The 26,004-nt window shown below is 61.9% G+C and carries 25 protein-coding genes and 1 pseudogene; 2 read left to right on the forward strand and 24 right to left on the reverse strand.

From position 1 onward, the window contains the following. Positions 1 to 108: 108 nt before the first annotated feature. Entirely contained in the window at positions 109 to 1,311 is a 1,203-nt protein-coding gene (locus tag EJ997_RS06910; RefSeq protein ID WP_126703903.1) for a cell division protein DivIVA, read from the forward strand. A gap of 193 nt (positions 1,312 to 1,504) precedes the next feature. Here the strand turns inward: EJ997_RS06910 and EJ997_RS06915 are convergent, their stop codons facing one another. From EJ997_RS06915 to rho, 19 genes and pseudogenes are all read right to left on the reverse strand, one after another. Beyond that, positions 1,505 to 2,290: an alpha/beta fold hydrolase gene (locus EJ997_RS06915; protein ID WP_126703904.1), complete on the reverse strand. Its 786-nt coding sequence runs from the start codon at positions 2,288 to 2,290 to the stop codon at positions 1,505 to 1,507. A gap of 293 nt (positions 2,291 to 2,583) precedes the next feature. Beyond that, a complete protein-coding gene (locus EJ997_RS06920) occupies positions 2,584 to 2,889 on the reverse strand; it encodes a hypothetical protein (protein ID WP_126703905.1) in 306 nt (101 codons plus the stop codon). Further along, positions 2,889 to 3,584, reverse strand: coding sequence for an endonuclease NucS (gene nucS, locus EJ997_RS06925; protein ID WP_126703906.1), 696 nt, complete (start codon positions 3,582 to 3,584; stop codon positions 2,889 to 2,891). The genes EJ997_RS06920 and nucS overlap by 1 nt, the downstream gene beginning before the upstream one ends. A gap of 10 nt (positions 3,585 to 3,594) precedes the next feature. Further along, positions 3,595 to 3,984 (reverse strand): DUF2550 family protein, encoded by a 390-nt coding sequence (locus tag EJ997_RS06930; RefSeq protein ID WP_164719857.1) that lies wholly within the window; start codon positions 3,982 to 3,984, stop codon positions 3,595 to 3,597. 39 nt (positions 3,985 to 4,023) lie between these two features. Continuing rightward, positions 4,024 to 4,299 (reverse strand): F0F1 ATP synthase subunit epsilon, encoded by a 276-nt coding sequence (locus EJ997_RS06935; protein WP_126703908.1) that lies wholly within the window; start codon positions 4,297 to 4,299, stop codon positions 4,024 to 4,026. After that, positions 4,296 to 5,758 (reverse strand): annotated as a pseudogene (atpD, locus tag EJ997_RS06940) (F0F1 ATP synthase subunit beta). Before atpD ends, EJ997_RS06935 begins: the two are co-directional and overlap by 4 nt. 36 nt (positions 5,759 to 5,794) lie before the next feature. Then, positions 5,795 to 6,694 carry a F0F1 ATP synthase subunit gamma gene (locus tag EJ997_RS06945; protein ID WP_126703909.1) on the reverse strand — a complete coding sequence of 300 codons (900 nt, stop codon included), beginning with the start codon at positions 6,692 to 6,694 and terminating at the stop codon, positions 5,795 to 5,797. Between the two features lie 2 nt (positions 6,695 to 6,696). Continuing rightward, positions 6,697 to 8,322, reverse strand: coding sequence for a F0F1 ATP synthase subunit alpha (gene atpA, locus EJ997_RS06950; RefSeq protein ID WP_126703910.1), 1,626 nt, complete (start codon positions 8,320 to 8,322; stop codon positions 6,697 to 6,699). Between the two features lie 40 nt (positions 8,323 to 8,362). Then, positions 8,363 to 9,169 carry a F0F1 ATP synthase subunit delta gene (locus EJ997_RS06955; RefSeq protein ID WP_126703911.1) on the reverse strand — a complete coding sequence of 269 codons (807 nt, stop codon included), beginning with the start codon at positions 9,167 to 9,169 and terminating at the stop codon, positions 8,363 to 8,365. Next, a complete protein-coding gene (locus EJ997_RS06960; RefSeq protein WP_126703912.1) occupies positions 9,170 to 9,718 on the reverse strand; it encodes a F0F1 ATP synthase subunit B in 549 nt (182 codons plus the stop codon). Positions 9,719 to 9,720: 2 nt separating this feature from the next. After that, the gene (gene atpE, locus EJ997_RS06965) at positions 9,721 to 9,933 is read right to left on the reverse strand and encodes an ATP synthase F0 subunit C (protein WP_126703913.1); all 213 of its coding nucleotides are present in this window, start codon (positions 9,931 to 9,933) and stop codon (positions 9,721 to 9,723) included. Between the two features lie 41 nt (positions 9,934 to 9,974). Further along, positions 9,975 to 10,721, reverse strand: coding sequence for a F0F1 ATP synthase subunit A (gene atpB / locus EJ997_RS06970; protein ID WP_126703914.1), 747 nt, complete (start codon positions 10,719 to 10,721; stop codon positions 9,975 to 9,977). A gap of 230 nt (positions 10,722 to 10,951) precedes the next feature. Then, complete coding sequence (locus tag EJ997_RS06975; RefSeq protein WP_126703915.1) at positions 10,952 to 11,377, reverse strand: hypothetical protein; 426 nt, start codon at positions 11,375 to 11,377, stop codon at positions 10,952 to 10,954. Then, positions 11,374 to 12,468: an MraY family glycosyltransferase gene (locus tag EJ997_RS06980; RefSeq protein WP_126703916.1), complete on the reverse strand. Its 1,095-nt coding sequence runs from the start codon at positions 12,466 to 12,468 to the stop codon at positions 11,374 to 11,376. Before EJ997_RS06980 ends, EJ997_RS06975 begins: the two co-directional genes overlap by 4 nt. Further along, on the reverse strand, positions 12,465 to 13,235 hold the full coding sequence (locus EJ997_RS06985) for an L-threonylcarbamoyladenylate synthase (RefSeq protein ID WP_126703917.1): 771 nt from the start codon (positions 13,233 to 13,235) through the stop codon (positions 12,465 to 12,467). Before EJ997_RS06985 ends, EJ997_RS06980 begins: the two co-directional genes overlap by 4 nt. A gap of 13 nt (positions 13,236 to 13,248) precedes the next feature. Continuing rightward, entirely contained in the window at positions 13,249 to 14,109 is an 861-nt protein-coding gene (gene prmC / locus EJ997_RS06990; RefSeq protein ID WP_126703918.1) for a peptide chain release factor N(5)-glutamine methyltransferase, read from the reverse strand. Beyond that, positions 14,106 to 15,203, reverse strand: coding sequence for a peptide chain release factor 1 (gene prfA / locus EJ997_RS06995; RefSeq protein ID WP_126703919.1), 1,098 nt, complete (start codon positions 15,201 to 15,203; stop codon positions 14,106 to 14,108). The genes prmC and prfA overlap by 4 nt, the downstream gene beginning before the upstream one ends. Before the next feature lie 83 nt (positions 15,204 to 15,286). Then, a complete protein-coding gene (gene rpmE, locus EJ997_RS07000; protein ID WP_126703920.1) occupies positions 15,287 to 15,499 on the reverse strand; it encodes a 50S ribosomal protein L31 in 213 nt (70 codons plus the stop codon). Between the two features lie 145 nt (positions 15,500 to 15,644). Beyond that, positions 15,645 to 17,513, reverse strand: a complete 1,869-nt coding sequence (rho, locus tag EJ997_RS07005) for a transcription termination factor Rho (protein ID WP_126703921.1) — start codon at positions 17,511 to 17,513, stop codon at positions 15,645 to 15,647. 499 nt (positions 17,514 to 18,012) lie between these two features. Between rho and EJ997_RS07010 the strand changes: the two genes are divergently transcribed. After that, positions 18,013 to 19,293: an IS256 family transposase gene (locus EJ997_RS07010; RefSeq protein ID WP_126704986.1), complete on the forward strand. Its 1,281-nt coding sequence runs from the start codon at positions 18,013 to 18,015 to the stop codon at positions 19,291 to 19,293. A 308-nt stretch (positions 19,294 to 19,601) separates the two neighbouring features. On the opposite strand, the gene thrB is transcribed toward EJ997_RS07010, so the two are convergent. The 5 genes from thrB to argS are packed head-to-tail and all read right to left on the reverse strand — an operon-like array spanning position 19,602 to position 25,922. Beyond that, positions 19,602 to 20,495 (reverse strand): homoserine kinase, encoded by an 894-nt coding sequence (thrB, locus tag EJ997_RS07015; protein ID WP_126703922.1) that lies wholly within the window; start codon positions 20,493 to 20,495, stop codon positions 19,602 to 19,604. After that, the gene (gene thrC, locus EJ997_RS07020) at positions 20,495 to 21,595 is read right to left on the reverse strand and encodes a threonine synthase (RefSeq protein WP_126703923.1); all 1,101 of its coding nucleotides are present in this window, start codon (positions 21,593 to 21,595) and stop codon (positions 20,495 to 20,497) included. The genes thrB and thrC overlap by 1 nt, the downstream gene beginning before the upstream one ends. Beyond that, the gene (locus tag EJ997_RS07025; protein WP_126703924.1) at positions 21,595 to 22,869 is read right to left on the reverse strand and encodes a homoserine dehydrogenase; all 1,275 of its coding nucleotides are present in this window, start codon (positions 22,867 to 22,869) and stop codon (positions 21,595 to 21,597) included. Before EJ997_RS07025 ends, thrC begins: the two co-directional genes overlap by 1 nt. A gap of 35 nt (positions 22,870 to 22,904) precedes the next feature. Beyond that, complete coding sequence (lysA, locus tag EJ997_RS07030; RefSeq protein WP_126703925.1) at positions 22,905 to 24,245, reverse strand: diaminopimelate decarboxylase; 1,341 nt, start codon at positions 24,243 to 24,245, stop codon at positions 22,905 to 22,907. Beyond that, the gene (gene argS, locus EJ997_RS07035; RefSeq protein ID WP_126703926.1) at positions 24,246 to 25,922 is read right to left on the reverse strand and encodes an arginine--tRNA ligase; all 1,677 of its coding nucleotides are present in this window, start codon (positions 25,920 to 25,922) and stop codon (positions 24,246 to 24,248) included. Between the last annotated feature and the right edge of the window lie 82 nt (positions 25,923 to 26,004).

Below are 26,004 nucleotides of genomic sequence, written 5' to 3' on the forward strand. Positions count from 1 at the left end.
GTATAACGATTTTATAAAGTAGTCTTTTGCGTAGAGCGTACGCAGTTTCACACTGGTGCCGACTTTTTAGTTTCACAGCGTACTCTGGTGGCGAACGAAAGGAATGCTATGGAGGACACACAGTTTCCGATTGTCATGCGGGGCTACGATCGGACGCAGGTCGATCAGAAGGTGCACTCGCTGACCTCCTCACTCAACGAGACACGGTCCCAGGTGGCCACGCTCGACTCAGAGGTGCTCAAGCTATCCGGCGAGCTCGCCGAGGCGCGCCGTGAACTCGCTGAGAACGATAGACCGTCCTACTCGGGTCTCGGTGCTCGGGTGGAGCGCCTTCTGCGTTCCACGGAGGAACAATCCCTCGATATCGTCACCCGGGCCAATGCTGACGCCGAGAAAACCCTGAACCGAGCAACCGAGCAGTCAAACAGCATGACGGAGGCAGCCGAGAAGCAGGCCGCCGAATTGCTCGCCACCGCACGCCGGGATGCTGAGGATGAACGCAAGTCGGCTACAGCCACCGCGTCAACAGAGCTCGACAACGCCCGCGTCAAGGTCGAGGAAATGGTTGCATCAGCAGAGCGCGAAGCCCACAGGCTCCGCACCGAAGCGCAGAACTACACGGCCGATCTGCGCTCCAAGACCGAAACCGAGATGAGGACACTCCGCACCTCCACGGAGGACGAACTGGCTCGCGCCAGGTCCGAGCAGGAACGCAACCTCGCCGAGGAGCTTGCCGCACACCGCGAGAAGATCCAGTCCGAGTCTTCGGCGCACAACGAGCGCCTCGCAAACGAACTCACCGAGCACCGTGACCGAATTGCCCGCGAAAGCAACGACCACGAGAAGCGGATCTCCCAAGAGTCGGCCGACCACCGGGAACGCCTCACCGCCGAGGCAAAGGAATCTGCCGACAAGCTCGCCTCCGAGGAAGCAACCCAGCGGGAACTCATGAACACCATGGTGTCCGAGGCAGAGCAGAAGGCCGCCGACGCTGAAAGGCGCCTCTCAGAGGCCGTCAGCCGCGCTGAGACGCTCCGCTCCACGTCGCAGTCCGATGCTTCCCAGCGCGTTGCCCAGGCAACCGCAGAGGCCGAGGAAATCCTCTCCGACGCCAGGTCGCAGGCCGGCGCCATCCTCTCCGAGGCCCGCGAGTCCGCTCGCAACGAGCGTGACTCCGTCAAGGAGCACGTCGCGCAGCTCACCGCCCAGCGCGACTCCATCACGTCCTACCTGGAGGACATGAGGTCACTGCTCAGCTCGGACCAGCAGAAGATGCTGACCGATCTGGCGGGCGAGACCGAACAGGAATAGGCACCTACCTCGGCCACGTTCGTGGTGCAGAGAAATAGCAGGAAGCATGGGGCGTCCCGGGATCAGTTCCCGGGACGCCCCTTCATTTCCAAATACAAGCGCGACCGCTCACCCACACGAGATGCGTGACCATCTACCGGTAACTGTCGCTCCGGTTCTGCGCTGGTCAACCTAACCGGTGCCCGCCTGGGCGTCATTTACCCGAGACGAACTCCGACAGCAGTCCGGCAAGTTCACCGGGCGTCTCGAGCGCCGTGAAGTGTCCGGCGCTGGTGATGGTCGCGACAGTTGCCGAGCCCTGATATCTGCCAGCAAGCCCCTCCATCATCTCCGCCGTGCAGGAGGCATCGTCCTCGCCACGGATGAGCAGCAGCGGGATGTCGAGAGTGTCGATCAGGTGCCGCCGGTCGGGGCGTGCCGCCATTGCCCTCTGCATCCAGGCCAGCGACGGTCCCTGAACCTCGTGGAGCCTGCGAGAAATATCGGCATAGACTTCTGGGCGGGCTTCCTTGGTGACGGGAGAGGTCATCGTGTCCGCCATGACGTACACGCTCGACACATCCCCATCGTCGGCCTTGTTGGCGGCTTCCAGACGCTTCTCTCCGGCCTCGGGAGCGTCCGCACCAATATTGGTATCCATAAGGACCAGGCCAGCAACGAGATCCGGGGCCTTCTCAAGGATGCTGACGGCGACCGCACCACCCATGGAGAGGCCGCCGAGGAAGACTCTGTCGATACCCATCTCTTCCAGGTCGGCAATAACCGCCTCCGCCATCGTGTCCAGGCTCGGTGCCGTTGCGCCGAACTTGCTATCGATTTCTGAGCCGGATGGGGACTTTCCAAAGCCCGGCGCATCGACTGTCAGAACCGTATCGAGGTGACCGCACACCTCGTCATACATGGTCGAATCCAGGGGCATGGCATGAAGGAGAAGGAGCGGCGTTCCGCTCCCCGTCATCCGATAAGAGAGGTAGGTCATAGCACCACTGTAACGACTGCGCCCCGGTGAGTGAATGCTTGAGGCAGGCCATAATTTTAGGTGACGTGCACAAGCGCACGCAGTTCAGACTGCTCACGGGGAATCTTTCGTTGACTTCCCGGCGATGGGTTTCCACGTCTGGGTAACTAACGCGGGTAACGAAGGGCATGAAACTCTTGGGAACGCGAAGGCCGCCGGGTGGATGATCACGATGCTTGGACGGCCTTCTCGCCGGTTATACATTTTGTGGTGACCGCTCTTCGGGAGGCTCATCGCTCCGCTTCTTTGTCAAGCTAGAAGCTATAGCCGCGGGTGTCTCTGGCTCGCCAGCACGCACTGTGCCAGTGCCTGCGTGCCTCGAGGCCAGCTTGTGCACCCCAGAGGGTTTCCTCGGTCCAGGCGACGATGTGTGGGGTTCCGACAGCGATAATTTGCTGACATCCGGGGCAGCGGTATTCCTTTTGCCCGGAGGGAATGTTGCGGACGTTAAAGGTGAGTCCACCCGGTCCCGTTTCGGTTCGAACGCCCCCGGTTATCCGGTCCATGTTGAGTGGAACGTGACCCTGGTGGTAGGGGCGCTTGCGAGACTTCCTGCCCATTAGAACAGCCTGTCCTCCGCATTATCCGTGCCCTTCATGGCGCCATAGTCGAGGACGAGGCAGCGGATCCCACGGTCCTCTGCCAGCACCCGGGCCTGGGGCTTGATCTCCTGAGCAGCAAAGACTCCCGAGACGGGTGCCAGAAGCGGATCGCGGTTGAGGAGCTCGAGGTAGCGGGTAAGCTGCTCAACGCCGTCGATCTCGCCCCTGCGCTTGATCTCGATGGCCACGTGCTTACCGTCCCGGTCCTTGACCATGAGGTCGACCGGTCCGATTGCGGTGGGGAACTCACGCCGAATAAGGCGGGTGCCGGGGCCAACGAGCTCAACCTGTTCGGCAAGGAGCTCTTGCAGGTGAGCTTCGACGCCGTCCTTCACGAGGCCCGGGTCCTCCCCCAGCTGGTATTCCATCTCTTCGATGATGCTGAAGACCTTGATGTTGAGAGCATCATTCGTTTTTGCGTTGGCGACAAGCCAGACCTGCTCGACTCCGATCTCGGCTTCTTCTTCGGATGGCTCAGCCTCCGTCAGGGTGCACGGGGCACTCATCCAGTTCAGGGGCTTATAGGAGCCACCGTCGGAGTGGATGAGAACGGAACCGTCCGCCTTCATCATGATGAGCCGAGGGGCCCGAGCAAGATAGGCATCGAGCCGGCCGGAGTATTCGACGGAGCATTCTGCAAAGACAACACGCACGCCGTCCAGTCTACATACCCGTGGGTTCCTCGACCGGGCTCGCTCCGTCCATCCATCCCACAACACCAGCAACTGAGCTGTTTGTCATGGCCCACAGCCAGTCCTCACCGTTGCACTCAAAGTGCACGACCGCCGTTCCTGCTGCTTCGTTGCGCTGGTGGTAGTCGACAATGCTGAGGCGGTGCCGCGAGAAGGAAAGGGAGGGCCTGCGGGTGATAGAGCCGGTCTTGTACCAGGTGAGGTACTCCGCTCCGAAGACCGCAACACCTGCCTTCCACTCGTTTGAGCCAGGCTCACTGACCGAGCAGGGGAATGAGCCGACGCGGTTGAAGAGGGCGCGGGTGCGGAGCATCGCCCACAACACAAATGCCCCGGCGACAAAGAGTAGTGCGACAAGCACACTCAAAATGACAGCCGGGGCATTCATAGATTTTCCGTTCTAGTCGTCGAGCTCCTCAAGGTGAAGTTCGCCTTCGCCCGAATCATCGACAACGATGGTCACGACGTTCGAGTCAACGACGACGAATCCCTGGGGAACTTCGAAGGTTTTCTCTCCTGAGCCCGATTCTACCCATACTGTGCCGGGTCGGAGGACAGCAAGAAGAGGCTCGCGTCCGTCAAGGATGCCGAGCTCGCCCTCAAAGGCCGGGACGACGACAGAGCTCGCCTCTCCCTGCCAGCCGTCGCCGGAGCGTGCGACGATGTCGACCTTCATCGGTTCTCTTCCTCGAGCTCTCGTGCACGACGCTCCAGATCCTCGATGCCGCCGATGTTGAAGAACGCCTGCTCCGGAACGTGGTCGTAGTCGCCCTCGCAGATCCTGCGGAAGGCCTCAACGGTCTCGTCGACCGGAACCGTCGAACCCTCAACGCCCGTGAACTTCACGGCCGTGTAGGTGTTCTGGGAGAGGTACTGCTCGATACGGCGAGCGCGTGCCACCGTCACCTTGTCCTCTTCACCGAGCTCATCGACGCCAAGGATGGCGATGATGTCCTGCAGCTCCTTGTTCTTCTGGAGGATGGACTTGACCTGGGTTGCCACGTCGTAGTGCGCCTGGCCCACGTACTGCGGGTCGAGAATACGGGAGGTGGAAGCCAGCGGGTCCACGGCCGGGTAAAGGCCGCGCGAAGCAATGTCACGCGAGAGCTCGGTCGTGGCGTCCAGGTGCGCGAACGTCGTGGCCGGGGCCGGGTCGGTGTAGTCGTCGGCGGGAACGTAGATTGCCTGCAGCGAGGTAATCGAGTGTCCGCGGACGGAGGTGATGCGCTCCTGGAGCTGACCCATCTCGTCAGCCAGGGTGGGCTGGTAGCCCACTGCAGACGGCATCCGGCCCAGCAGGGTCGAAACCTCGGAACCGGCCTGGGTGAAGCGGAAGATGTTGTCGATGAAGAGCAGCACTTCCTGGTTCTGGACGTCACGGAAGTACTCCGCCATCGTCAGAGCAGAGAGAGCAACGCGCAGACGCGTGCCCGGGGCTCATCCATCTGGCCGAAGACAAGTGCAGTCTTGTCGAAGACGCCCGCCTCGTCCATTTCCACGATCAGGTCGTTGCCCTCACGGGTACGCTCACCAACACCGGCGAACACGGAGACACCGCCGTGGTCCTGTGCCACGCGCTGGATCATCTCCTGGATGAGGACGGTCTTGCCGACGCCGGCGCCGCCGAAGAGGCCGATCTTACCGCCGAGCACGTACGGCGTCAGAAGGTCGATGACCTTGATGCCGGTCTCGAACATCTGGGTCTTCGCCTCGAGCTCGTCGAAGTGCGGAGGGTTGCGGTGAATCGGCCAGCGCTCGTTCACCTCGAGGGTCTCGCCCTCTTCCAGGTTGAGGCAGTCGCCAGTCACGTTGAACACGCGTCCCAGCGTGACGTCGCCAACGGGAACCGAAATCGGTGCACCCGTGTCGGTTACCTCGGCGCCGCGGACAAGGCCGTCGGTCGGCTTGAGAGCAATGGTGCGGACAATATTGTCGCCGAGGTGCTGAGCAACCTCGAGGGTCATCGTCGTCACGGACTCGCCCTCGCCCTGTGCCGTGAGGTCCAGGGTCGTGGTCAGTGCGTTATTGAGTGCCGGGAGCTGGTCCGGGGAAAACTCGACGTCGACGATGGCGCCGATGACACGGACAATCCGGCCAACGCCCGTCTCCGTCGTCGTCTCGGTGGTGGCAGTCATTCTTTCTTCCTTCACTTGGCCAGGGGCCGGGGTCTATCAGGAGTTCGCCAGCGCGTCAGCGCCGGAGATGAGCTCGGTAATTTCTGTGGTGATCTCGGCCTGGCGAGCGTTGTTGGCCAGTCGCGTGTAGTCCTCGATGAGTTCCTTCGCGTTATCCGTGGCCGCGTGCATCGCCTGCTGACGGGAGGCAAGCTCGGAAGCTGCCGCCATGAGCAACACGGCGTGGATACGCTGCGAGACGTACATCGGAAGGAGGGCGTCGAACACGTCCTTGGCGGACGGCTCGAACTCGTACAGGGGGTACTCCTCCGTGTCGCCTTCCTCGCCCTCGGCCTCAACGACCTCGAGGGGAAGCATACGGCGTACCTGGACAACCTGCTTGACCATCGACTCGAAGCGCGTGAACACGGTGTGTAGCTCAGCTACACCGCCGTCCTCAGCGTCTGCGAGGAAACGCTCCAGCATCTCCTCGGCGATCTCCTGAGCGGTCTCCGGAGACGGGTTGTCGGACGAACCCGTCCATACCCTCTCCATCTCTACCTTGCGGAACTTGAAGTAGGACTCGCCCCTGCGTCCGTAGACGTAGAGAACGGGTTCCTTACCTTCATCGCGGAGCGACTGGAGGCGAGCCTCGGCCTCGCGGAGAACCGACGAGGAGTAGGCGCCCGCCATGCCCCTGTCGGAGGTGACGACAAGGATTGCGACCTTGTTCGTGTCGTTGCGGGGCGTGACGAGGGGGTGATCAAGGTCGGACGCGTGCGTAGCGACCGTGGCGATCGACCGGATCAGCGCGAGAGTGTACGGGTCCTGGCCCTGCGCTTTCTGGCGCGCCTTTCCGATCCTCGAAGCAGCGATGAGCTCCATGGCGCGGAAGACCTTTTCCAGGGTCTTCGTTGCACGGATCTTCTGCTTATATACTCTCTGCGAACCAGCCATTGTCAGCCCCTCTTCGAGCGGACGATCTTCTCGGCGTCTTCCTCAGCCTCGGGCTCGGAAGCCTCTTCGGTCACAACATCCTTGGCTGCCATGAAGTCCTTCTGGAACTCCTCGATACCGCGGCGCAGCTCGTTGACGGTGTCGTCTTCCAGCTTGCCGGTGTCGCGGATCGCCGACAGTGCGGTCGTGTTGTGACGGAGGTAGTCGAGCATGCCAGCTTCGAACTCGTGGATCGCCTCAACCGGGATCGGGTCAAGGTAGCCGTTCGTACCCGCCCACACCGAGGCAACCTGATCCTCGATCGCATAGGGGGTGTACTGGGGTTGCTTGAGGATTTCCATGAGGCGCTCACCGCGGGTCAGCTGACGGCGAGTCGTCGCATCCAGGTCGGACGCGAACATCGCGAACGCTTCCTGGGCGCGGTACTGAGCGAGCGTGATCTTGAGCGTGCCCGAGACCTTCTTCATGGCCTTAATCTGGGCATCGCCACCAACGCGGGACACGGAAATACCGACGTCAACGGCAGGACGCTGGTTCGAGTTGAACAGGTCCGACTGGAGGAAGATCTGGCCGTCGGTAATGGAAATAACGTTCGTCGGAATGTATGCCGACACGTCGTTCGCCTTCGTCTCGATGATCGGCAGACCCGTCATCGAACCGCCGCCAAGATCATCCGAGAGCTTTGCGCACCTCTCGAGGAGACGCGAGTGCAGGTAGAAGACGTCGCCGGGGTAAGCCTCGCGGCCCGGCGGGCGGCGGAGCAGAAGCGAAACGGAACGGTAAGCCTCGGCCTGCTTCGACAGGTCATCAAAGATGATGAGGACGTGCTTGCCTTCGTACATCCAGTGCTGGCCGATGGCCGAGCCGGTGTAGGGGGCAAGGTACTTGAAGCCTGCGGGGTCGGAAGCCGGGGAAGCAACGATCGTCGTGTACTCGAGGGCGCCTGCACGCTCCAGGGTGCCGCGCACGGAAGCGATGGTCGACCCCTTTTGGCCAACGGCAACGTAGATGCAGCGAACCTGCTTGTTCGGGTCGCCCGACTCCCAGTTCTCCTTCTGGTTGAGGATCGTGTCGATCGCGAGGGCCGTCTTACCGGTCTGGCGGTCACCGATGATCAGCTGGCGCTGTCCTCGCCCGATCGGGATCATCGCGTCGATTGCCTTGAGGCCGGTCTGGAGCGGCTCGTGAACCGACTTCCTCGCCATAACGCCGGGAGCCTGGAGCTCGAGCGCACGGCGGCCAGCAATGTCGGTGATTTCTCCCTGACCGTCGAGCGGCTGACCCAGGGGGTCAACGACGCGGCCCAGGTAGCCGTCACCAACGGGGACGGAGAGAACCTCTCCGGTGCGGCGGACCTCCTGGCCCTCTTCGATGCCGGAGAAGTCGCCGAGGACAACGCAACCAATTTCGCGTTCCTCGAGGTTCATGGCCAGGCCCTCGGTGCCATCCTGGAAACGGAGAAGTTCGTTCGCCATGGCGCCGGGAAGGCCTTCGACGCGGGCAATCCCGTCAGCGGTCATGGTGACGTGACCGACTTCTTCCGTGGCCGCTTCGCCAGGTTCGTAATTATTAACGAAACTGTCGAGCGCTGCCCGGATGTCCTCGGGCTGGATTGTCAGCTCAGCCATTGATATTCCTTTTCTTTTGCGGGTAACCGCAGTTGGTCTGTCAGTCCGTGAAAACGGACTTCACGTTGTTGATTCGGGCGGCAAGCGAGCCGTCGATGACGTCCGAGCCGATGACGATGCGGAGGCCACCAACAATGGCGGGATCAACTCCGACGTGGATCTCGACGGGCTTCCCGTAGCGCTGGGAGAGGATCCGCGTGAGGCGCTCCTCCTGGTCCGCGTCCAGGGGCTGCGCTGCCGTCACAATCGCGACGAGATGCTGGCTCCTGCGGCCGGCGGAACCGACCCAGTGCTGCAGCTGCGGGACAACCGACTCGTTGCGAGAAACCGCGAACTTCACGAGTGCAACGGTTTCGGGAGCCCAGTCGCCGAAGATCTGCGTGACGAGTCCGTGACGGCGTTCGAGCTCGGACGTGGAGTCCTCCAGGGCCCGACGCAGTTCGCGTTCCGCCTTGAGAACACCGGTTGCCCGGTAGAGCTCTTCCTCGACCGTGTCGAGGCGGTTCTGGAACTGCGCCGACATGAGGAGAGTCTCGACACCGGATGCCGTGACGGCCCCCCGGTAGTCTTCCGCGACGGAGAAGCGCTCGCGCGCCAGTCCCGCCAGGAGTTCGACGATCTCCGCGGAGACCTTGCCGTCGAATACGTGATGGACGAGGTCGGCCCGTGCCTGCGGAAGGCGCGACGGGTCGGTGATGGAACGGAGGAGTGCCGATGACGTGTCGAGGACGCGTCCGGCTGCGAAGATCTCGCCAGCCCAGCCGATCGCATCGGACGGTCGGTTGGCGACGACGCCCTCCCACGAGCGGAGAACCCGCTCGAGTGCCTCCTCGCTGGCCAGTCTCATCTATGCCTCCGTGTTCGCGGGGGTTGTCGCTTCAAGCTCATCGAGGAAACGGTCGACGACCTGGCGAGAAATCTCGCGGTCTGCAACGTTGGCCTCGACGATGCGGCCGGCCAGGTTGGTGGCCAGTGATCCGACATCGGTGCGGAGAGAGTTCGCTGCAGCGGCGCGGTCGACCTCGATTTGACGGTGTGCCGAATCGACGATCCGCTGAGCCTCGACATTCGCCTTGGAACGCGCGTCCGCGACGATAGCCTTAGCGTTCTCCTGAGCATCTTCGCGGATGCGGGCGGCGTCCTTGCGGGCGGCCGTCACCTCATCGGCGAGCTCTTCGCGCTCTGCCTTGATTTCTTCTCGTGCTCGTTCGGCTGCCAGAAGCCCATCTTCGATCTTTTCACGACGCTCGTCGAGCATCTCGATAAAGGTCGGCCATGCCTTCTTGTAGACCACGAACGCAACAATGACGAATGCGACCGTGCCCCAGATGAGGTCATAGGAGGCTGGAACGAGCAGCGAGGGGTCCCAGTTGAACCACTCGGCGCTGTTGTTCATGATCAGAATACGAACCCAGCGGCGAAGCCGATCAGGCCGAGGGCCTCAACGAACGCCATGCCGAGGAACATGTTGACGCGGAGGAACGACTTGATCTCGGGCTGACGAGCAGAAGCTTCCTGCGTCTTGGCGACGAGCATGCCGATGCCGATTGCAGGGCCGGTTGCAGCGAGGCCGTAACCGATGGTCGCGATGTTACCGACGACTGTATCCATAATTTCCTGTTTCCTTTGTTGTTGAGTGGTTGACCCAAGTATCAGTGCTCTTCAATCGACAGCGAGATGTACACTGCCGCGAGAAGAGCGAAGATGTAGGCCTGGAGGCCTGCGACGAGGATCTCGAAGACGACGACACCGATGCCACCCAGCAGGGTAACGGAGCCGGCGAGGATGCCGGTCAGGCCGCCCATCGAGAAGTACAGCGCGTGCGTTGCCGCGAAGCAGAGCACGAGCAGGAGGTGACCCGCCACCATATTGGCGAGAAGACGAATAACGAGAGTTGCCGGGCGGACGATGAAGTTCGAGAGGAACTCGATCGGGGTCATCAGAATGTAGACCGGCCACGGGACTCCCGCGGGCATGAGCTGGCTCTTGAAGTAGCCACCGACGCCATGAACCTTGATACCTGCCGCGATAAACATGATGTAGGCGAACAGGGCAAAGATGATCGGCATACCGATCAGCGATGTCGAGGCGATGTGCAGGCCTGGGATGACACCCGTGATGTTCATGAACAGAATGCCGAGGAACATCGTGGCGAGAGCAGGCAGGTACTTGCCCGCCTTCTCCTCACCGAGGACTTCGTAACCGATCGACTTGCGGATGAAGTCGAGGATATATTCGAAGGCGGCCTGGGCACGGCCCGGGACGAGCTTTGCACGCTTGGCGTACAGGATGCAGATAATCGCAAGAACGGCGACGGCAATAAGGCGCGCCATGATGATGCGGTTAATCGCGAACGGAGTCCCAGCAAAGAGGTAGGGCTCCGGGAAAAACTCGTCCATGGTCGGTGCATGGAAGCCGGATTCTTCCGCCGCGAGACGGAGGCGCCCGGCCTGGGCTGCGAGCTCAAACGAGGCGTTTGCGAACAGAATGGCCCCCAGAAAGTGAGTGGGTGGTTGAGCATCTTAGCCAGTTCGACACAGAACTGCTGAGCTCATTGCGGACGAGATTCATGGTAACTGATTTGATTCGCAAATTGTGAGCCCGTGACCACAGTTACGGGACGTATGTCCTATGCTCGCGTCCGAGCAATGGTGACTGTATCGACTGCGAGAGAGACGACGACCGCGCCAACAAAACCTAGCAATAGAGCCGTTTCGTTGAAGAAATCAAACCTCTGAAGACTGACAAAAACGACGAAAAGGATTGCAATTTTCAGCAGGTATCCCCCAAGCAGCACCGACATATCGTTGATACCGGGCCGCTTCTCTGTGAGTATCATCACCGCAAGAGTGAGACCCATCGCGGCTCCTGCAATGCCGACACCGAGGAGAGCACCCCACAGGCCGGGCGTGCCATCGACCCCGTACCCGATCGCTCCCCCAAGGCTGACAAGGATCAGGTAGCCGATTGCGGTGCGGGCAGCAATCGCTCGGTAGAGCTCACCGGCGGTAGGCTCATGACCCGGCTCGTGCTGCTTCTTGGACTTTCCGATCATGACTTACCGAGCCCGCCTTTCATTTCCCACCTCGTGTAACCAATGGCCACGAGAAGGCCAATGACCGCCAGGGAGGTAACGAGAACGGGATCCATGAAGGCAAGACCGACCGCAATGAAGGAGAACAGCGCGGACCACACGTAAATGACCTGCACGGCTCCACGGTGGGAGTTGCCGGCTCTCAGGAGCCTGTGGTGGAGGTGCCCAGCATCGGCGGCGAACGGGGACTGGCCTCGGATAAGCCTCCGCATCACGGCGAACATAAAATCTAAGAGGGGTATGAGGAGTACCCCGATGGGCAGAATAATCGGCATGAAAGCCGGGATTGTTCGGCTGGTCGCAATGCCGGGATCGATCTGTCCCGTGACGACAATGCCGGCAGCGGCGCACACGAGGCCGAGCATGAGAGCACCGGAGTCACCCATGAAGATCGTTGCCGGATTGTAGTTGTGCGGCAGGAAACCAATACAGATACCGACCAGCGCAGCGACAACCACGACGGCGACCGACGAGTAGTCTCCCGGGGATGACTCCCTGGTGAGCATGTATGTGTAGATGAAGAAAGCGGCCGAACCAATTCCGACAACGCCCGCCGCCAGACCGTCGAGGCCGTCAATGAAGTTGATGGCGTTCGCGACGATAACGACAACGATGATCGTGAGGAACAGGGTGAGCCGGGTCGATCCCACGGTCAGTCCCCACACGGGGACGGACACGAACTGGACGCCCTGCCACGCCATGACACCCGCGGCGAGGATCTCACCGGCAAGCTTCGCGTACCAGTCGAGCTCCCAGATGTCGTCAATAATGCCAACCAGGCACATGAGTGCCGCACCGAGAAGGATCCCCCAGGCCGCCGAACCGGCGGCAAACTCTTGGCTGAGATAGGGAATCCGGCTCGCTACTGCGAACGCTGCCGCCAAACCAATGAGCATGGCGAGCCCACCTAGGCGCGGGATTGGGACCGTGTGAACATCCCGGTCACGCACCTGCGTGATAGCCCCCGTCGCCAGTGCCACACGGCGGACGACGGGCACCATGAGGTAGGTGACCGCCGCCGCGATAAGCATGACGAGGAGGTAAACTCTCACGGCGCGGTGGGATCCTGAGCATCGGTATCGGCAGTCTCAGAAACTCCCTCGGCAGACGCAGAGGCCGTGCTTCCCGCTTCCTCGGTCACGCCGCTGGCAGCGTCGGAAGCGCTACCGGGTTCATCCGTGGTGCTGCCTGGAAGCTCCTCGAGCTCAATGAGGGCCGCGATCTTCTCGCGTTCAATGGCGCCCTGGCGGAGAATCCGCGCAGGTTCGCTTGTCACGTCAACGATCGTAGAGGCCACTCCCCCGCCGGCCTTGCCGCCGTCCAGGTAGAGCGCAACGGACTGGCCGAGCATCTCCGTTGCTTCGTCGATTGTTGTTGCCGCAGGCTGGGCGTGAATGTTGGCCGAGGACACTGCGAGGGGCCCGGTCCGTTGCAGGAGCGCAAGAGCCGTTTCCGAGTCCGGCATACGAAGCGCAACAGTACCGGCGGTTTCACCAAGGTCCCAAGCAAGCGAAGGCTGAGCCTTCACAATGATCGTGAGCGCTCCCGGCCAGAACTCCGCAATAAGGTCGCGAGCGGCCTGGGGAAGGCTTTCCGCGAGGGCTTCGGCGGTCTCCTTCGTGCCTACGAGAACCGGTGGCGGCATCTGACGTCCCCGGCCCTTCGCATCAAGAAGGTTCGACACCGCTGCCGGGTTGAAGGCGTCCGCCCCGATTCCATACACCGTGTCGGTCGGCAGGACAATGAGCTTACCGTTCGACACGGCAACCGAAGCGGCGTCGAGGGCCCCTGAGTCTGTTGTGCAGTCACGAATATCCACGGGAACTAGCTTCTCATACCGCGTACAAAAACCTCGGCCTGCCAGCCAGGTCTGGCTCCGTTCTTCCCGTCATACCCCACTCGCGAGCCCACTCGACCAGAGCTTCTCCCTGGTTTTCGTCATGCTCCATAACAAGCACCCCTCCGGGCTTTAGAAGCTGGCGGGCACGAGCAACAAGGGCGCGGGGAATTTCGAGACCATCTTCTCCCCCACCCCACAGGGCGCGGGAAGGATCTTGACCAACCTCGGGAGGAACCTCAGACGGAGGAACGTACGGTGGGTTGCTGACAACAACGTCGACCTGACCAAGCAGATCGTCGCAGGCAGTCCGAGCATCGCCGTGCCTGACCTCAACGCCGTACGGCATAGCATTGCGCGACGCTGCCTCAACGGCAACGTCATCGAGCTCCACGGCAACCACCCGGGCGCCCGGTACTTCATCGGCAATGGAAATGGCGATGGCCCCGGAACCGGTGCAGAGGTCGACGACAAGCGGTGAAGGGCCAGCTTTCGTGGCGGCTTCTATAGCTTTACCTGCAACCAGCTCTGTCTCGGGACGGACAATGAACACCCCGGGCTCGGCGGGAAGAACAAGGTTCCGGAAGTACATGGTTCCGGTCAGGTGCTGGAGCGGGATGCGAGCGGCCCTCTTCGCAACGAGATTCTCGTACTCTTTTGCCTGCCGGTCGGTGGGTTCGGGGGCCGTGATGAGGCTGGTTTCCGCAACGTGCTCGGCGAGCCACCGAGCATCGGCCTGCGGCGACTCGATCCCCGCCTCTGCGAGGATCGACTGGGCCTGAAGTCTGAGCGCCCGCCACGTGAGCCCCGGGAAACTTCCCGTGGAGGATTCTTCCCCGGGTACCGCGGGGGTCATTCTCCCGCGTTCTCGAGACGCTCCCGCTCATCCATTTCGCGAGCGGAGTCGATGACGGGGCCGAGCTCTCCGCCGAGGACGGTATCAAGGTTGTAGGCCTTGAAGCCGGTGCGGTGATCGGAGATCCGGTTTTCCGGGAAATTGTAGGTGCGGATGCGCTCCGAACGGTCCACGGTGCGGACCTGGCTGCGGCGCTGGGCCGCCTCCTCTTCGGCTGCGGCTTCCTGCTGTGCGGCTAGCAGGCGGGCACGAAGGACACGCATGGCGGCGTCCCTGTTCTTGTGCTGCGACTTCTCGTCCTGCATGGAGACAACGATGCCGGTGGGCACATGGGTGATACGTACGGCGGAGTCCGTCGTGTTAACCGACTGACCACCGGGGCCGGAGGAGCGGTAGACGTCGATGCGCAGGTCGTTCGGGTCGATCTCGACCTCGCCCGGGTCATCCACCTCGGGGAATACAAGAACGCCAGCGGCGGAGGTGTGGATGCGGCCCTGGGATTCGGTGACGGGCACGCGTTGCACGCGGTGCACGCCCGCCTCGTACTTCAGGTGGGCCCACACTCCATCGGCCGGGTCCTCGGGCGGCTGGGGGCTCTTCACGGCAACCTGGATAACCTTGTAACCGCCGAGGTCCGACTCAGTGGCGGACAGTGTCTGGTGCTGCCATCCCTTGAGCTCAGCAAAGCGGAGGTACATGCGGAGCAGGTCACCAGCGAAGAGGGCGGACTCTTCGCCACCTTCGCCGGCCTTCACTTCAAGAATGACGTCGCGCGAGTCGTCGGGGTCGCGCGGGATCAGGACGTTACGAAGCTCTTCGTCGAGCTCGTTAAACTTTGTTTCCAGGCCCGGGAGCTCATCGGCGAACAGTTCGCCATCCTCGCCGCCCAGTTCAACGATTTCCTTCGCCTCGGCGAGATCGTCGCGTGCAGTCATCCATTCCTGGTAGACCCGTACAACCCGGCCCAGCTCCGAGTAGCGACGCCCCAGAGACCGGAGCTTATCCGGGCTCGACAGCACCTCGGGGCTAGCCATCTGTTCCTCAATCTGATGGAACTCGGTGAGCATCTGGGCGGGAACTGACTCGTTCTGCATGGGTGGATCCTAAAGTTGAAGGGAAAACCAAAACTAATGCGGAAGGCGCCGGCGAGTATTCTCGCCGGCGCCCCCGTGAAAAGCTACTTCTTCCGCTTGCCGTAGCGTGCCTCGAAACGAGCCACACGACCACCGGTGTCGAGAATCTTCTGCTTGCCGGTGTAGAAGGGGTGGCATGCCGAGCAGACGTCAGCGCGGATCTCTCCGGACGTCACGGTCGAGCGTGTCGTGAACTTGTTGCCGCAGGTGCAGGTGACCTCAGTGACAACGTATTCGGGGTGGATTCCCTGCTTCATGAGATTTCTCCTTGGATCGTTCATGCCCCGGGTCCAACCCAATGATCGCGAGATCATCCGCGTGTCCGCGTGGTCGGTGAACCGAAAGCCGTCAGGTAATTATCGTGCCGGAGTGGCCCGCCCCGCAAGGGGCGAGCCTGTGAGACTACTCTCCAGAATTTCCGGCGCTCTGCATCGACTTGGCGATGGTCATGAGGAACTCGCCATTCGACTCGGTCTTGCGCAGGCGTCCGAGGAGGAAGTCGGAGGCCTCCTGGACCTCGAGTGTTCCCAGCGCCCGACGCAACTGCCACACAATCTTGAGCTCTTCGGGGCTGAACAGCAACTCCTCGCGGCGCGTGCTCGACGAGTTGACATCGACGGCCGGGAAGATACGGCGATCGGCGAGCTGACGCGAAAGTCGGAGCTCCATGTTGCCGGTGCCCTTGAATTCCTCAAAGATCACTTCGTCCATCTTCGAACCGGTCTCAACGAGAGCGGATGCGAGGATCGTGAGCGATCCGCCGTTCTCAACGTTACGAGCGGCACCGAAGAAGCGCTTCGGCGGGTAGAGAGCGCCGGCGTCGACACCGCCGGACAGGATCCTGCCCGAGGCCGGGGCCGCAAGGTTGTAGGCCCTGCCGAGGCGGGTGATCGAGTCGAGCAGAACAACAACATCCTGGCCCAGCTCAACGAGACGCTTCGCACGCTCAATGGCGAGCTCGGCAACAACGGTGTGCTCGGAGGCGGGACGGTCGAAGGTCGAAGCAATAACTTCGCCCTTGACCATGCGCTGCATGTCCGTCACTTCCTCCGGGCGTTCGTCAACAAGAACGACCATGAGGTGAACATCGGGGTTGTTGACAGCGATGGCGTTCGCGATCTGCTGCAGGATCATCGTCTTGCCAGCCTTCGGCGGGGAGACGATGAGGCCACGCTGGCCCTTGCCGATCGGGGCAACAAGGTCGATAACGCGGGGGGTGATCGCCTTTGGCGACGTCTCCATGCGAAGCATCTCGTTCGGGTAGAGCGGCGTCAGCTTGCCGAACTCGGGGCGCTTCAGAAGGTCCTCGAGGGTCAGGCCGTTCACCGAGTCGATCTGGACGAGGGGGTTGAACTTGTGGCGCTGGCGGCCGCCCCTGCCCTGACCGGAGGACTCGCCGAGATCACGAACGGCACCGACAATGGCATCGCCGCGACGAAGGCGGTTCTTCTTGATCAGTGCCTGTGAAACGTAGGCATCGTTCGGGCCGGGCAGGTAACCGGCGGTACGCAGGTAGGCGTTGTTGCCGTCGATGTCGAGGATGCCGGCGACCTTCAGGAGGACATCGCCATCCCGAACCTGGTCGTTGAAGTCCGAATCCTGGTCGTTTGAACGCTGGCCCCGCTGGTTGTCGCGGTCCGAGCGGTCGCCACGGTCCTGGCGGTCGTTACGATCCGGGCGACTATCCCGATCGTTACGGTTACGGTTGTTGCGATCCCGGCGGCGATCGTTGCGGCGGCGGCGACCATCACCCTCACCGTCATTCTGATCATTATCGCCATTGTCGCGGCGATCTTGACGATCGCTGCGGTCGGCGCGCTCAGCACGATCGGAGGCTCGGGATCCACGATCATCCCGGCCGGTACGCTCGCGGCGGTGCGATTCTTCGGCCTTGCGGGAGGCAGCTTCGCCCAGGGCCTCAAGGGCGGCGAGCTTATCCTCGGGAAGTTCAGCGTCGGAATCGGCAGCGGGCGCGGATTCCTTGGCGGCGGGCACGGGAAGATCCAGGGTCGGCGCGGGGCTCGACTCGTCATTCTTCTCGGCGGCCTGGTCTGCCTTCTTCTCGGGCTTCTCTTCAGCCGAGGCAGATTCCGTCTTCTTGGCGGGAGTAGTGCTCTTCTTGGAGTCGCGAGCCTCCCTAATGGATGTAATTAAGTCATTGCGACGGGCCTTGGCATCGAGCTTGAGCCCCATGTCGGCCGCGAGCTCCTGGAGCTCGCCAAGTCGCATAGCAGTCAACGCTTTGCGAGGAGCGGAGGAATTTTCGCTCACTAGTTTCCTTCCTCGATTCCCGCATGAAAGGCGGGCGAGATACGTAGGTTTTCAGCGCTATCAGGAAAATAAGAGTTGCAATGTCCCAAAAACTAGCGCTGAGGGGACGGCACCATACGAGGGCATAGCCGCATCGCACTTCAATCGGTGCTGGCGACAGCCTATCAGGTCATGAGAAGATTTGGCATATTCGAGCCAGATCACACCAAACTCCGAGGGCACTGCTGTCGATACCGGGGTCTTTGAAGGTGCTGTTCAGAGCGACGCCGAGTGGACTAGTAGCGACCGGGCCCACTTCCCCACGCAGGCCAGGATGTCAGACCAGCCGGGATGTACAACACGTCAGGCAACGGCATCGACCCGTGCACGGTGGGGGTGAGTCCCTTAGTGTGGTGTAAATTCCTGCGGGGTTGCCAGCAACGGTGATGGTGAAGATTGTTGGGAGTCATCGTGGGAGACTCAAATGTTCGACCAAGATACAAGAAAGCGACATCCCACGATGACTCACCACCAGTCTGCCCTGACGACCCTGATTTCTGAAGTCCTCACCGACCCTGATCTTGCTCACAACGATGTCTTCCGCCGCCTGCTCCAGGCCGGCCTACAAGATCTCATCGATGCTGAAGCCACCGCCAAGATCGGCGCCGGACCTCACGAACGCACCCCTGACCGGATCACTCACCGTAACGGCACCCGGCCCCAGACTCTTGCCACCCCGGCCGGGGAAGTTGACCTACAGATCCCTAAGCTGCGTCAGGGCTCCTTCTTCCCGGCACTGCTGTCCCCGCGCCGCCGGGTAGATAAAGCGCTTTATGCAGTGATCTGCCAGGCATGGATCGATGGTGTCTCCACCCGCAAGGTTGATCACCTGATCAAAGCCCTGGGCAACGACACCGGTATCTCAAAATCAACCGTCTCGCGTATCTGTGCTGACATTGACGAGGGCGTAAGCCAGTTCCTGGGCCGGCCCTTGGATCACACCTGGTTCCCCTACCTGTTCCTGGATGCGACCTATCTCGACGTGCGTGTACGTAACCGAGTCGTCTCTCAAGCACTTGTCATAGCCACCGGCGTCAGCGGTGAGGGTAAGCGCGAGATCCTGGGCATGGCACTGGGTGATTCTGAGACCACCGATTTTTGGATTGAGTTCCTCCGCTCCCTGCGAGAGCGCGGCCTGAAAGTCGCCACAAGCGCTGATCCGCTCGGGGTGGCGGTAGTGACCTCGGATGCTCACGCGGGGTTGAAAGCCGCAGTCAAAGCGATCCTGCCTGGAGCGGCCTGGCAGCGGTGCCGGGTCCACTTCGCCCGTAACATCACCCAACGGGTCGGCTCAGCCCGATCTAAGCCTGTCAATGCCCTGGTCTCAACGATCTTCGCTCAGACCACCGCGCAGACTGTCAGAGCTCAATACCGCACCGTCATTGACGGTCTATCTGGCTCGTTTCCCGAGGTAGCAGCCATGCTCGAACAGGCCGAAGCAGAGCTGACAGCATTTGCTGACATGCCTCAAGAGCATTGGAAGAAGATCTGGTCCAACAACCCGATCGAGCGGTTGAACCGGGAAATCAAACGTCGTGCTGACGTGGTCCAGATCTTCCCCGACCCTGCCAGTGTCACCCGCCTAGTCGGAGCTGTCCTTCAAGAACAGCACGAAGAATGGCTCTACGCCGAACAGCGCTACTTCTCCGAAGTCTCCATGCGAAAACTCATCCACACCCTCAACGCCCCCACCGGGCAAACCGATCACCATCCCGGCCAGGAACTCTTCCTCACCGCCTAACCCAACCCCGAAAAGTTACACCACACCAAAGGACTTGACCCACGGTGGTGTAAATGTTGAGCATATTCCATCAGCAATTCAAATATATTGCCTCGGTGCGCGAAGGAAACTTGCTGTCTCGTTCCACTCTGTTGACACGTCGCTGTCGTCATAGAGACGTGAGGTCGCGTCGGGTTTCGTAACGCACCATTCTTTCAACGTTGCAGGAATGCCGCTTTGTATGTTGAGAGCCCGATCCTCAGATGGTGAAGACCGGGCTCGCCTATTAAAAGTGTTCTTAACTTGTTCTATTGAAGATGGTGAAAGCGCTAGCTTTCGACGATTCGTGCACCCTCGCCAATTCCGGGGGTGGTGACGGCAAAGCCGCGGGCCTCAAGAATTCGGCAGGTCTGAGCGTCGAGCTCGTCGAGAACAAGGATTGCGGGGCCGGCGCCGGAAATAACCGCCGGCCATCCCGACGAGCGTAGGGCATCGAGCACTTCGGCCGTTGCCGGCATGGAACTCGAGCGATACTCCTGGTGGAGACGGTCGCGGGTCGCTTCGTGTAGAAGATCGAGATCGTGGCCGAGCGCATGGACGAGGAGCGCGCTGCGTGATGCGTTGAATGCCGCATCGACGTGCGGAACGGAGGTCGGAAGGGCCGCCCGTGCGGTCGACGTCGGGAGGACATCGGTGGGCACAAGAAGCGTTGTCCGCAATTCCGGGTGCAGGTCAAGGCTGGCGGCGTGGGATCGTCCCGATTCTGACCAGGACACGACCGCCCCACCATAGACGGCGGGGGCGGCGTTGTCGGGATGTCCTTCGAACTCGGTTGCGAGGGTGAGGACATCTTCCTTCGTGAACAGGTCGGGGCGTCCGAGGAAACCGGCGGCAAGCGTCAGGCCAGCGACGACTGCGGCGGCCGAGGAGCCGAGGCCCCTGGACTGGGAGATGCCGTTGCGGCAGACCATCCGAACGCCCGCGAGCGGCAGACCGGCGAACTCAAAACCGCGCATCAGGGCCCTGACGACAAGATGGGACTCGTCGGTCGGGAGCTCGCCCTGGCCTTCACCCAAGATATCGACGGTGGTCTTGCCAGCGATGAGGGTCGCTTCAACTTCGTCGTAGATCCCGTGCGCCATGCCCAAGCTGTCGAAGCCCGGGCCGAGGTTGCCGGACGTGGCGGGAACCCGCACTCGGAGAGTCTCGGTGACCTGACGCATTAGAGTCCCAGAACCTTGACTGCCGCTGCGACGGAAGGCTCGATGACATCCGGCTCGATATTGCGACCCTCGAGTGCCGTTACCGTGTCCTTGAGACCGTTGCCGGTTACCGTGCACACGATCGTGGCGCCCTCGGGGACGGTTCCTGCCTTGCTGGCCTTGATAAGGCCAGCAACGGAGCTTGCGGAGGCGGGCTCAACAAAAACGCCGACCTCGGCCGCAAGAACGGCCTGGGCTTCAAGGATCTCGCCGTCGGTGACGCGATCGATGAAACCGCCCGAGGAGTCGCGGGCCTCTTCGGCGTACTTCCAGGAGGCGGGATTACCGATGCGAATGGCAGTGGCGACCGTCTCGGGGTCTTCGACGGGGTGGCCGAGAACAAGAGGAGCAGCTCCCCACGCCTGGTATCCCCACATCTGCGGAACCGTATCGACGACCTTCTCCATATGGAGAGCCGAATCGTCGAACGAGGCGAGGGTGGTGCGTCCCGCGTATTCGTTGTAGCCCATCCAGTACGCCGTGATGTTTCCGGCGTTGCCAACGGGAAGGACGTGGATGTCCGGGGCCTTGCCCAGAGCATCAACGATCTCGAAAGCCGCTGTCTTCTGGCCCTGGAGACGGTACGGGTTCACGGAGTTGACGAGGTCAACGGGATGCATTTCGGTCAGCTCGCGGGTAATCCGCAGGCAGTCATCGAAGTTGCCGTCAACGGCTACGAGCTGTGCGCCGTGGACAATAGCCTGGGCGAGCTTGCCGGCAGCGATTTTGCCAGCCGGCAAAATTACCGCACATCCAAGACCCGCTGCCACGGCATAGGCCGCGGCGGAGGCGGAGGTGTTGCCGGTCGAGGCGCACGCAATGATTTCGGTACCGTCGGCCTTCACCTTGGAGACGGCGGAAGTCATGCCACGGTCCTTGAAGGAACCGGTCGGGTTCATGCCCTCAACCTTGACGTGAACGTCGGCTCCGACAAGATTCGACAGCTTGGGTGCGGGTACGAGCGGCGTGCCACCCTCGTAGAGGGTCACAACCGGATCGTTGTCCTCGAACGGGAGCCTGTCGCGGTACTCGTTGATTACTCCCTGCCACTGGTGCGCCATCAGTTGCCCTCCACCCTCATGACCTGCAGAACGTCCTTGACATAGTCTGCGGCCTTAATCTTTTCAATTGCCGACTTTACGTCGGCTGTGCGTGCCTCGTGCGTTGTCACGGTCAGGCGTGCACTCGACTCGGTGGCGGCGCTCTGGCGAACGGTCGAGATCGACACGTTGTTGTCCGCGAGCGCACCCGACAGCTGCGTGAGAACGCCCGTGCGGTCCTCAATTTCAAACTCGATTCGGAACGAGGATGTGCCCTCGTCCGGGGTGAGGATCGGCAGGTCTGCGTAGGTGAGCTCGCGGGGAGCCCGGCCGCCGTAGACGCGGTGCGAGGCCCCGGCGACAACGTCGGAGAGAACGGCCGATGCGGTGGGGTCGCCACCCGCTCCACGGCCATAGAACATGAGCCGCCCGGCGCCGGCGGACTCGGTGACGACCGAGTTGAAGGAGCCGCGCACGGAGGCGAGGGGATGGTCGAGGGGCACGAGGGTCGGTTCGACGCTGAGCTCGATGCCGGCCTCCTGGCGGCGAGCAATGCCGAGGAGCTTGATGGCGAAGCCATCGCGCTTGGCGGCCGCAATATCCTCGGCGGTGATCGAGCGGATACCGGTGGTCGGAACGTTGTCGATAGAGACGCGCGTGTGGAAGGCAAGGGAGGCGAGGATCGCGATCTTCGCCGCAGCATCGTGACCGTCAACATCGGCGGTCGGATCTGCTTCTGCGTAGCCGAGGTCCTGGGCGAGTTTCAGGGCGTCGTCGAAGGACATCCCGTTGGTTTCCATCTCGTCAAGGATGAAGTTCGTGGTGCCGTTGAGGATTCCCATGACGGTCTCGACCCGGTCACCCGCCAGGGATTCGCGCAGGCCGTACACAACGGGGACGGCGCCGGCAACGGCGGCTTCGTAGTAGACGTCGACGTCGGCTTCGGCGGCGGCCTCATAAATCTCGGGGCCATGTGCGGCAAGCAGTGCCTTGTTGCCGGTGACAACGGTAGCGCCGTTCTTAATTGCGCCCAGAACGAGCGTGCGGGCGGGGTCGACGCCACCGATGAGCTCGATAACGATATCGGCCTTTGTTGTCAGTGCCTCGAGGTCGTCAGTCAGGAGCGTTCGGTCGATCTCCGGGTCGCGCGGCGCATCAATGTTGCGCACGCCGATGCCGACGAGTTCGAGTTCATCACCGGCACGCTGAGCGAAGTCCTTGCTCTGTGCTTTCAGCATCTTGGCAACCGCGGTTCCCACGGTTCCGCAGCCGAGCAGGGCAATCTTGACTGACATTCTTCCTCCGATTGGTGGCTGGGTGGTTCCCGGGATTACAACTCCGGAAAGAGTCCGAGGACATCTTCCCAGGTTTCGGGGCGGACAAGCCAGGTCGTCCCCCTGTCGGACACGGCAAGCACCCCGGGGCGCTTTATCATGTTGTAGTTCGAGGCCATCGACCTGCCGTAGGCACCGGTGGCGGCGACAAGGAGCAGGTCTCCCCGAGACACATCGCCCGGCAGGGACACGTCCTTGATAACGATGTCTCCGGATTCGCAGTGCATGCCGACCACGCGGGTCGGGACGCCTTCAGCATCTGTTACTCGGTCAACGAGTGCCGTGTAGTCGGCGCCGTACAGGGCGGGACGAATGTTGTCGCTCATCCCACCATCAACCGACACGTACCGGCGTACCCCATCGTCCGTCATGACGTCCTTCGTGGCGCCGACGGTATACAGAGTCATTCCGGAAGGGCCGGAGATGGAACGGCCGGGCTCAATAGAAAGCCGGGGCACGTCGATGCCCTCGGCGGCACAGGCCGCCTCGAGAGCCGAACGAATCCCGGCAAGCATCTGCTTCTCGGAAACCGGCTGGGGGTCCTCCCCTGTGTACTGGATCCCGTAGCCCCCGCCGAGGTCAACCTCGGGAACGGCAATGCCATTGCGGGTGAGCTCTCCGGCGAAAGCAATGACGGCGCTAGCCGCTGCCGCAAAACCTTCCGGATCGAGGATCTGGGAGCCGATGTGGGAGTGCAGTCCAAGGAACGACAGGTTCGGGTGGTTGGCAATTGCCGTGACAACGTCGCGTGCCGCACCCGTGGCTAGCGAGAGACCAAACTTCTGGTCCTCGTGGGCAGTTGCAATGAACTCGTGCCCGCCTGCGTGGACGCCGGTTGTCACGCGAACGAAGCAGGGAGCCACCCTGCCAAGCCTGCTGGCAATGTCTGCGAGCTGTTCAACTTCGCCCGGGGAGTCAACAACGATTCGGCCCACGTTGTTCTCGAGGGCGAGCTCAAGAAGAGCATCGGACTTCGAATTGCCGTGCAGTCCGATCTTTTCTCCAGGAACGCCACCCGCGAGCGCGGTGCGCAACTCACCTTCAGACGCGGTGTCGATGCAGAGACCTTCCTCCACCATCCACCTTGCAAGTAGCGGGGAGAGGAAGGATTTACCGGCGTAGTAGACATCGCCGTCCCCGATAGCATCCACCCACGCACGGGCGCGGGACGTCATGTCATTCTCGTCAACGAGATAGACGGGGGTGCCGCGGACTGCCAGATCGGACAGGGCGTGACCGGCGAGGGTCAGCTTGCCCTCCGTGCGTGCGAGATTCGCGGGCCAGGGGCCGGTGCCCGGCTCCGGAGCCGGGATTGAGGCAAGCGAGGCGAACGACATTTACATCTGCTCCGGGGCAGAAACACCAACAAGGTCAAGGCCGTTGGCGAGGACCTGGGTGGTGGCGTCGTTGAGCCACAGGCGCGCCGAGTGCCCCTCGTTTACTTCTTCGTCGGCACGCGGGGTGACGCGGGTCTGGCCGTACCAGGTGTGGTAGGCGGCCGCAAGCTCCTCGAGGTAGCGGGCAATACGGTGCGGTTCACGTAGCGCTGCACCCTGGGCAACGACCTCCGGGAACTGAGCTAGAACGCCCAGGAGGGAGGAGTCGGCCGGGTGGTCGAGGGCGGCAGGGTTGAATTCGTCGCGGGCCACGCCATGCTCGGCGGCGTTCTTGGCAACCGAACGCGTACGAGCGTGCGCGTACTGTACGTAGTACACGGGGTTCTCGTTCGTGCGGGAAGCCAGCAAGTCAAGATCCAGCTCCAGGGTCGTGTCAACGGAAGAGCGGACGAGCGAGTAGCGAGCAGCGTCGACACCAACGGCATCAACAAGGTCTTCGAGGGTGATGATTGTGCCGGCACGCTTGGACATGCGAACGGGTTCACCATCCTTCACGAGGTTCACCATCTGACCGATGAGAATCTCCATGTTCTGCCGTTCACCAGCCGTGTCACCGAAGGCCTGCGCCATGGCGTACATGCGGCCAACGTACCCGTGATGGTCTGCGCCCAGCATGATGATGACATGGTCGGCACCGCGCTCACGCTTGTCCAGGTAGTAGGCAACATCGCCAGCGAAGTAGGCTGCACCACCGTCCGACTTGATGACAACGCGGTCCTTGTCGTCCCCAAACTTTGTCGTCTCAATCCAGGTAGCACCGTCCTTATCGTAGACATGACCGCGCTCGCGGAGGACCTCGATCGAACGATTGACGGCACCTGACTCGTGGAGGGCGTCCTCGTGGAAGTAGACATCAAACTCGACGCCGAAGTCGCCGAGGGCTTCCTTGATCTCCCCAAACATGAGGTCGACACCGCGGGAGCGGAACACTTCCTGCGCCTCATCGTCCGGGAGGGTCAGCGGATCGGGCTCCCCCGCCTGCGCGCAACCGGCTATGACGCGCTCTGCAATGTCGGTGATGTAGGCGCCGCCATAGCCATTCTCGGGGGCTTCCTCACCGCGCGCACGAGCCAGGAGGGACTCGGAGAAGCGGTCGATCTGCGAGCCGTGGTCGTTGAAGTAGTATTCGCGGGTCACGGTCGAACCTGCGGCCTCCAGAAGACGCGCCAGGGAATCGCCAACCGCCGCCCACCGCACGCCACCGAGGTGAATCGGACCTGTCGGGTTCGCGGAAACAAACTCCAGGTTGACGGAACCGGGCGTGGAGTTGCTTCGCCCATATTCGCGACCGGCGTTAAGAATCGTGCGAGCAAGCTCGCCTGCGGCGCCGGCTGCCAGGCGGATGTTGACGAAGCCGGGCCCCGCCACGGTCGCCTCGTCAATGCCGTCCCTGGTCGCGAGCCGTTCAGCAACAATGGTCCCCAGGTCGCGCGGGTTCGTGCCCGCCTTCTTTGCAAGCTGCATGGCAACGTTTGTGGCCCAGTCGCCATGATCTCGGTTGCGCGGGCGCTCCACCTTGACCGCGGGGAGCTCATCGGCGGACACGTTCACTGCACCATCCGCTACCGCCTCGGCAAGGACGGAGTCGATGAGTGCGCTGAGTTCTTCTGGAGTCATGTCACCAGTCTAGCGACGGTACCGCTCCTCCATCATCTTTGCTATGTAAATGTGTGCCAAGACGCCCCCTATGCATGGTGTC

Source organism: Flaviflexus ciconiae, assembly GCF_003971195.1.
Lineage (GTDB): Bacteria > Actinomycetota > Actinomycetes > Actinomycetales > Actinomycetaceae > Flaviflexus > Flaviflexus ciconiae.

Bases quoted from the DNA above. Each gene is read 5' to 3' on its own strand.
- thrB (WP_126703922.1), bottom strand. From the start codon at position 20,495: ATGCGTCAGGTCACCGAGACTCTCCGAGTGCGGGTTCCCGCCACGTCC.
- EJ997_RS06975 (WP_126703915.1), bottom strand. From the start codon at position 11,377: ATGATCGGAAAGTCCAAGAAGCAGCACGAGCCGGGTCATGAGCCTACC.
- EJ997_RS06910 (WP_126703903.1), top strand. From the start codon at position 109: ATGGAGGACACACAGTTTCCGATTGTCATGCGGGGCTACGATCGGACG.
- atpB (WP_126703914.1), bottom strand. From the start codon at position 10,721: ATGGACGAGTTTTTCCCGGAGCCCTACCTCTTTGCTGGGACTCCGTTC.
- prmC (WP_126703918.1), bottom strand. From the start codon at position 14,109: ATGACCCCCGCGGTACCCGGGGAAGAATCCTCCACGGGAAGTTTCCCG.
- EJ997_RS06945 (WP_126703909.1), bottom strand. From the start codon at position 6,694: ATGGCTGGTTCGCAGAGAGTATATAAGCAGAAGATCCGTGCAACGAAG.
- EJ997_RS06915 (WP_126703904.1), bottom strand. From the start codon at position 2,290: ATGACCTACCTCTCTTATCGGATGACGGGGAGCGGAACGCCGCTCCTT.
- atpE (WP_126703913.1), bottom strand. From the start codon at position 9,933: ATGGATACAGTCGTCGGTAACATCGCGACCATCGGTTACGGCCTCGCT.
- prfA (WP_126703919.1), bottom strand. From the start codon at position 15,203: ATGCAGAACGAGTCAGTTCCCGCCCAGATGCTCACCGAGTTCCATCAG.
- rpmE (WP_126703920.1), bottom strand. From the start codon at position 15,499: ATGAAGCAGGGAATCCACCCCGAATACGTTGTCACTGAGGTCACCTGC.
- thrC (WP_126703923.1), bottom strand. From the start codon at position 21,595: ATGGCGCACCAGTGGCAGGGAGTAATCAACGAGTACCGCGACAGGCTC.
- lysA (WP_126703925.1), bottom strand. From the start codon at position 24,245: ATGTCGTTCGCCTCGCTTGCCTCAATCCCGGCTCCGGAGCCGGGCACC.
- EJ997_RS06920 (WP_126703905.1), bottom strand. From the start codon at position 2,889: ATGGGCAGGAAGTCTCGCAAGCGCCCCTACCACCAGGGTCACGTTCCA.
- atpA (WP_126703910.1), bottom strand. From the start codon at position 8,322: ATGGCTGAGCTGACAATCCAGCCCGAGGACATCCGGGCAGCGCTCGAC.
- EJ997_RS06935 (WP_126703908.1), bottom strand. From the start codon at position 4,299: ATGAAGGTCGACATCGTCGCACGCTCCGGCGACGGCTGGCAGGGAGAG.
- EJ997_RS06955 (WP_126703911.1), bottom strand. From the start codon at position 9,169: ATGAGACTGGCCAGCGAGGAGGCACTCGAGCGGGTTCTCCGCTCGTGG.
- EJ997_RS06960 (WP_126703912.1), bottom strand. From the start codon at position 9,718: ATGAACAACAGCGCCGAGTGGTTCAACTGGGACCCCTCGCTGCTCGTT.
- argS (WP_126703926.1), bottom strand. From the start codon at position 25,922: ATGACTCCAGAAGAACTCAGCGCACTCATCGACTCCGTCCTTGCCGAG.
- EJ997_RS07025 (WP_126703924.1), bottom strand. From the start codon at position 22,869: ATGTCAGTCAAGATTGCCCTGCTCGGCTGCGGAACCGTGGGAACCGCG.
- EJ997_RS07010 (WP_126704986.1), top strand. From the start codon at position 18,013: ATGACTCACCACCAGTCTGCCCTGACGACCCTGATTTCTGAAGTCCTC.